Below are 6492 nucleotides of genomic sequence, written 5' to 3'. Positions count from 1 at the left end.
GTCAAGGTCATCGAGGCCGACGACAAGGGCCGCCTGCGCCTGTCCATCAAGGCGATCGGCGGCATCGAGCAGCAGCAGCCGGCTGCCGAAGCCGCCCCGCAAGCGGAACCGCAAGCCGAATAAGGCCTGCCTTTCCGCGTGAGCAAAACGGCGCCGTCAGGCGCCGTTTTTTTTGCCTTGCTGCTGCCTTGATTCATCTTCTTTCGTCTTCGAATACCGGGTATCTCCCATCTTCGCGCGCCTTACGGTAAAGTCTTGCGCGTGATACCAACGCCCGCACGGCGTGAGCCGGCAAGGGCGCCACGAAAAGGGGGATTCGGATGGGCCGAGCATGACGCGAGGGCAAGGATGCGCCACGCTGGCGGCCGTGCTGCTGGGAACGCTGCTGGCCGGATGCATGTCCGCCCCGGGGCCGGGGCAGGGGGCGCCCAAGGGCGAAGGCATGTCGGCAGACCAGTTGGTGCAGACCGATTTCAACCGCACTGTCACTCTTGAAGTGCGCGACAACCTGGCCAGCCTCTACAGCCTGCTGGACAAGCTCTACCGGCGCAACCCGCGCGAATGGCGCAAGACCGGCGCGCCCGACCACGCCACCGCGGTATCGCGGGTCAAGCATGCGATCGAGGTGCGCATTCCGCCGGCCGACCTGGCCGGCCTGCATGACATCCAGATCCTGGCGGTGTCGCTCGATCCCAATTACAGCGGCGACCGCGTGGGCGCCTTCATCTACGGGCTGGCCGACACCATCATTGCCGCCCACAACGGCAAGACCCGCCTGTACGCCACCGACGCGCTCGACGGGCAGCGGGTCTACAATGCCGCACGGAACGTCGAGGCGGCCGCCTGGCTGCTGGCGTCGCGCCGCAACAACCAGGGCGAGCCGCTGCTGCTGGCCAATGAGATGTCGCCGCAGGCCACCAACCTCAGTTTCGAGCGCGAGTTCGGCGCTATCATCGGCCGGCTCGACCTGATCGCCAACCTGCTGGGCGAGAACTCCCGGCGCATCGGCATCAACTATGCGCAAGGCCTTTTGCTGTTCAATTTCCTGCCGGTGCGCTAACAGGATTTTTCCATCGTGATCGATATCGCTTCCATCCAGACTGCCCGCGAGAATCTGCGCGGCCAGGTGCTCAAGACGCCGTTCACCCTGTCGCGCACGCTGTCCGACATCTTCGGCGCCGAGATCTGGCTGAAATTCGAGAACCTGCAGTTCACCGCCAGCTTCAAGGAGCGCGGCGCGCTCAACCGCATGTTGACGTTGTCGGAGGCGGAACGCCGCGCGGGCGTGATCGCCGTGTCGGCCGGCAACCACGCGCAGGGTGTGGCCTACCATGCGCAGCGCATGGGCGTGCCCGCGGTGATCGTGATGCCGCGCTTCACGCCGACTGTGAAGGTCGCCAACACGCGCCGCTTTGGCGCCGAGGTGGTGCTGGCCGGTGATACCTTCGATGACGCCAAGGCGCATGGCTACGAGCTGGCCAGGCAGCGCGGGCTGATCATGATCCACCCCTATGACGACGAAGCCGTGATTTCGGGGCAGGGCACGGTGGCGCTGGAGATGCTGGAAGACCAGCCGCAACTGGACACGCTGGTGATCGCCATCGGCGGCGGCGGCCTGATTGCGGGCATCGCCACCGCGGCCAAGGCGCTCAAGCCCGGCATCGAGATCATCGGCGTGCAGACCGAACGCTTTCCGGCCATGTACGCGGCGGTCGAGGGGGTCTCCATGCCGCATGGCCAGTACACCATCGCCGAAGGTATCGCGGTGAAGTCGCCCGGCGCGTTGACGCAGCCCATCGTCGCCAAGCTGGTCGATCACATCGAACTGGTCAGCGAGGCCGACATCGAGCATGCCATCGTGGTGCTGCTGGAGATCGAGAAAACCGTGGTCGAAGGCGCCGGCGCGGCCGGCCTGGCGGCCCTGTTGCGCGCGCAGGAAGCGGGCAGCGAGCGCTTCAAGGGCAAGCGCATCGGCCTGGTGCTGACCGGCGGCAACATCGACCCGCTGATGCTGGGCGAGCTGATCGAGCGCGGCATGGTGCGCGCCGGCCGCCTGGCCCGCATCCGCGTCGACCTGCGCGACCTGCCGGGCGCGCTGGCTCACGCCACCAAGCTGATCGCCGACGCCCAGGCCAATATCACCGAAGTGCATCACCAGCGCGCCTTTACCTCACTGCCGGTGCGCAACGTGGAAGTGGATTTCGTGCTGCAGACGCGCGGCCCGGAGCACATCCAGGAAGTGATCGATATCCTGAACGCGGCCGGTTTCGCGGCCAGCAACCACGACCATTGAGTCAGGCGCGGCCCAGTTCGGGATCGCGTCCCACCTGATTCTTCAGGCGGTATAGCCGCTCGCGATGCAAGGTCGCGGCCAGCGGCTCGGGTTCGCGCCCCAGCGCCACGTAATCCGCCGGGATCTGCGCGATCGCCGCGCGCATGCGGTCGGCGCCGTCCTGCCACCATTGCGCCAGCATGCGGTCCGGGTTGTACACGTCCAGGCCCTGCCGGCGCAGTTCCGAGCGATTGAAATCCTTCAGGTTCCAGGTCAGCACCTGCACCACCGGCGTTTGCGCCAAGCCGCAGCGGGCGCGGCGCGCCAGGCCGGCGGCGATGACGTGGAAGTCCTTGGGGTCGCTGTAGCGCAACGACGCCTCGTAGACCTGGGTGTCCGGCTCGGTGGCTTGCGGGAAGCGGGTGTTCATCTCGGCCCAGAATTCGGCCATCACCTCGGGCGGGATGTCCCAGATGCGGCAGGCGTTGCGGCGCCACTCCTCGCCGATGCGTTCGGTCCAGACCGGCTGGAACACGCCGGCTTCGGCCAGGCGCAGCAGCAGGCGGCGCAGGATGCCGGACATGAGGACGCAGGCGTCCAGGACGATGAAGGGCGGATTGGCGTTCGGAATGGTCAAGGCGGGCGGTGCGTTCGGAGCGGCCGGGACGAGGCCGCGACCGTGCAGTGTAAGCGCATCCGCCGGAACCCCGGTCTTCAAGGCTGAATCGCGACCTCCAGCGCGCGTTCCAGCGACGCCCGGATCATCTCGCCATGGCCGAACTGCGGGAAGGCTTCGTAGCTGGCGTCGGCGCCCGCCGACTTCAGGCCCTGGGCCATCTCGCGCACGGCGGCGCGCGTATCCTCGCCCGTGGCGGGGGCGGCGCCGCCGGGCATGGGACGATTGGGATCGCGCGGCTTGGTGCCGACCAGGATGGCCACCCGCTTGCCGGCGGCCTTGCGGGCGTCGAACCGCCGCCATTCCTCGATCAGCGCGCCGTCGTGCCACCAGGCCGAGGGGTCGCCGACGATGTAGCGGGCGAAGGCCTGCGGCTGCGTAAAGAGCACGTGCAGCGTGAAGAGCCCGCCGTACGAATGGCCCCACAGATATTCGCGCGCCGGGTCGATGGCGGCGCGTTCGCGCACCAGCGGTTTGACTTTGGCGTGGATGAACTCCAGGAAAATGTCGGCGCCGCCGCCGACGCGGCCGCGCACCACGGGGTCGGGCACGGGCTTGCCATTCACGAATACCGGCGGCGTGTAGTCATAGGCCCGCGCTACGACGTCGTTGCGCGTGTCGACGTTGTAGCCCAGCGCCACCAGCACCGGCGCGCGGCCCTGTCCCAGCTTGTCCAGGTCGGCCGGCGTCAGCGTGGCCAGGGCGGCGTTGCCGTCCAGCATGTAGAGCGCCGGGCTGCCCGCGCTATCGGGCGCCTTCCTGGGGATGGCGATCTGGATGCGGTAGTGGCGCTTGCCGTCGTCCGAATCCAGATTGTGCGTTTCGTACCGGTAGACCGTCGAGGGACGGTCGGCCACGGTTTCTCCCAGCGGCTGCGTACCCGGACGCAGCGGGGCGTCGGCCGCCGCCGCCGGCGCTTGCGCCGCCGTGGCCAGGATGCACGCCAGCACGGCGGCGGAAATCGGACGCGGGATCTTGTTTTTCATGGCAGGCCTACCAGGTGTAGTTCAGGTTCGCCGAGATATTGCGCCGCGCGCCGTAATAGCAGCTAGCGCTGCCCGAGCAGCTTGCCAGATATTCCTTGTCGGTCAGGTTGCTGGCGTTGAGGGAGAGTTTCAGGCCTTTCAGGCTGGCAGAGACCGCGCCCAGATCGTAGCGGATGGCGGCGTCGATCAGGTTCACCGCGGGGCTGCGATACTCGTTGGCGGTGTCGCCGTAGCTGCTGCCGGTATGACGCAGGCCGGCGCCCAGGCTCAGGCCCGGGGCGATGTCCCGCGGCAGCCGATAGTCCAGCCACAGGTTGTAGCTGCGGCGCGGCACGCGCGGCAGTTCGTTGCCCTGCTCCGCGCCGTTGCTCTTGGTGACTTCGCTGCGCATCAACGTCGCCGAGGCCACGACCGTGACGTTGTCGCTCAGCGTGAAGTTTCCCTCCAGTTCAAGGCCGCGGACGCGGCCTTCCCCGGTCTGGACCTGGCACTGGCTGCCGTTGCACAAATGCGTGGGATCCGGATCCGGCGTGGTGATGTTCTGCTGCCTGATTTCATACGCCGAGAACGTAATCATGCTGCGCGAACCCGGCGGCTGGTACTTGATGCCGATCTCGGCCTGTTTGCCCTCGGTCGGCCTGAAGGGCCGGTCCTCGAAACCGGCTCCGTTGACCGGCTCGAACGAGGTGGCGTAGCTGGCGTAGGGCGCCAGGCCGTTCTCGAACAGATAGACCGCGCCGGCGCGCCACGTGGTGGCTTCGTCGTCGTAATGCGTCTTGGCGCCGGTGGCGCGCACCAGCGAATTGTCCCGCGACCAGTCGTGGCGCATGCCCAGCGTGGCGGCCCATGGGCCCCAGCGGATCTGATCCTGCGCGTAGATGCCGGTCTGCGCGCTGTCGCTGCGCCGGCTGGGCGTCATGGCGCCCATGACGACGGGGCTGCCGTAGACAGGCTCGAAGACGTCGAGCGAGGAAACCCGGCCGGACGCCTGCGCCACGCGGATGGTCTGGGTGCGATAGTCCAGGCCCGTGAGCAGGGTGTGTTCGGTCCGGCCCAGGCCGAAATCGAATTGGGCGTTGTTGTCGACCGTGAAGCCTTCCGAGCGGATCTGGTTGCTGGACGCCGTGCGTCGCAGCGTACGGCCGTCGGCCTGCAGGTCGCCCTGGCGCGAGGCGCCGGCGTTGTCGGTATCCACACGCATGTAGCGCAGCTTCTGGCCGAGCTTGACCCGGTCGGTCAGGGCATGGCTGAATTCATAGCCGATGGCGTATTGCGTGCGGTCGTAGCGATTGAAGCCGGGTTCGCCCAGGAATCGGTCGGAACCGAAGCGGCCATATTCCGTCGCATGATACGTGCCGTGGGACGGCAGGAACTGGTAGGTGCTGCCGCCGCGGTCCTGCTGATAGTTGGCCAGCAGGGTCACCGAGGTGCGGGCCGACGGCTGCCAAGTCAGGCTGGGCGCCAGCATCACGCGGTTCAGCTCCACGAAGTCGACCTGGGTGTTGGCGTGATAGGCGGTGCCCACCACGCGGTACAGCCATTCGCCCGACTCGTCCATCGGCCCGCTGACGTCGGCGTTCAGGCGGGCCAGGCCGTCGTTGTCGGTGCCGACCCCGATCTCGCCGCGCGCGTAGTCGGTGGGCCGCTTGCTCACCACGTTGACGAGCCCGCCCGGCGCGATCCGGCCGTACAGCACCGACGAGGGGCCGCGCAGCACTTCGACCCGTTCCAGGCCGAAACCGTCGAACTGGGTGGCCGAGGCGGTGGCGCCGCTGCTGCTGCCCGGCGGACGCAGGCCGTCCAGGTAGAGGTTGTTGGCGAAGCTGCCCGTGCGGAAGCCGCGCACGGAAATCTCGTCGACGCGGCTGTCCACGCCATACGAGCCCACCGCGACGCCGGCACTGTAGCGCAGGGCTTCGGCGGTGTTCTTGGCGCCTATCATGTCCATCAGCTCGCGGTTGACCACGGACACGGATTGCGCTGTCTCGATGAGCGGCGTGTCGGTCTTGGTGCCCACGCTGCTGTGCAGGGTCAGTGGGCCGATGTCGCCCATGCCCTGGCCGGTCACCGTTACGCCGGGCAGCATGGCCGCGCCTGCGCCCACGGGCTCTGGCGCGCGTTCGATGCGGTATCCCTCGCCATTGGCGTTGGGCAGCGCCCGCAGCTCACTGCCGCGCAGCAACTGCCGCAGCGCGTCCGTCACCGATCCCTGCAGGCGCATGGCAGGCGCCTGCTTGCCGGCCGTGAGCGGCGGGGCGCTGATGATGGTCACGCGGGCGGCCTGGCCCAGCCGCAGGAGCGCGTCCTGCAGGGGCAACGCTGGCAACGTGATATCCACCGAGGCGTTTTCCGCCGCCCGCGCGAGCGGCGTCGCGGCGAGCGCGGCGGCGTAAAGCACCAGGCAAAGCGTGGCTGGCTTGAAGCGGCGGACCCGGCCGCCGTCGGGAGAGATTCGTTGGGACATCGGTATGGGTTCTTCGGTTGGGGCCCGCGCAGCGGGTTTCAACCAGTCCTAACGAGCGGGCGCCGGGAACCTGCCGGATATTTACATTATGTTT

General features: G+C 67.8%; 5 protein-coding genes. 2 read left to right on the top strand and 3 right to left on the bottom strand.

Annotated features, from left to right (window positions below; genetic code table 11):
* Positions 1-331: 331 nt before the first annotated feature.
* Together ACN6O8_RS25985 and ACN6O8_RS25980 are read left to right on the top strand one after the other, a co-directional pair.
* Entirely contained in the window at positions 332-1060 is a 729-nt protein-coding gene (locus tag ACN6O8_RS25985; protein ID WP_427993836.1) for a hypothetical protein, read from the top strand.
* A gap of 15 nt (positions 1061-1075) precedes the next feature.
* Positions 1076-2293 carry a threonine ammonia-lyase gene (locus ACN6O8_RS25980; RefSeq protein WP_427993835.1) on the top strand — a complete coding sequence of 406 codons (1218 nt, stop codon included), beginning with the start codon at positions 1076-1078 and terminating at the stop codon, positions 2291-2293.
* 1 nt (position 2294) lies between these two features.
* Here the strand turns inward: ACN6O8_RS25980 and ACN6O8_RS25975 are convergent, their stop codons facing one another.
* From ACN6O8_RS25975 to ACN6O8_RS25965, 3 genes are all read right to left on the bottom strand, one after another.
* On the bottom strand, positions 2295-2855 hold the full coding sequence (locus ACN6O8_RS25975) for a PIN domain-containing protein (protein WP_427993837.1): 561 nt from the start codon (positions 2853-2855) through the stop codon (positions 2295-2297).
* A 131-nt stretch (positions 2856-2986) separates the two neighbouring features.
* A complete protein-coding gene (locus ACN6O8_RS25970) occupies positions 2987-3934 on the bottom strand; it encodes an alpha/beta hydrolase (protein WP_427993834.1) in 948 nt (315 codons plus the stop codon).
* Between the two features lie 7 nt (positions 3935-3941).
* The gene (locus tag ACN6O8_RS25965) at positions 3942-6398 is read right to left on the bottom strand and encodes a TonB-dependent siderophore receptor (protein ID WP_427993833.1); all 2457 of its coding nucleotides are present in this window, start codon (positions 6396-6398) and stop codon (positions 3942-3944) included.
* Positions 6399-6492 lie beyond the last annotated feature (94 nt).

The organism is Achromobacter sp. (assembly GCF_050285565.1).
GTDB lineage: Bacteria > Pseudomonadota > Gammaproteobacteria > Burkholderiales > Burkholderiaceae_B > Achromobacter.
Note: the sequence above shows the minus strand (reverse complement) of the source record. Positions and strands in the feature narration are given on the sequence as shown.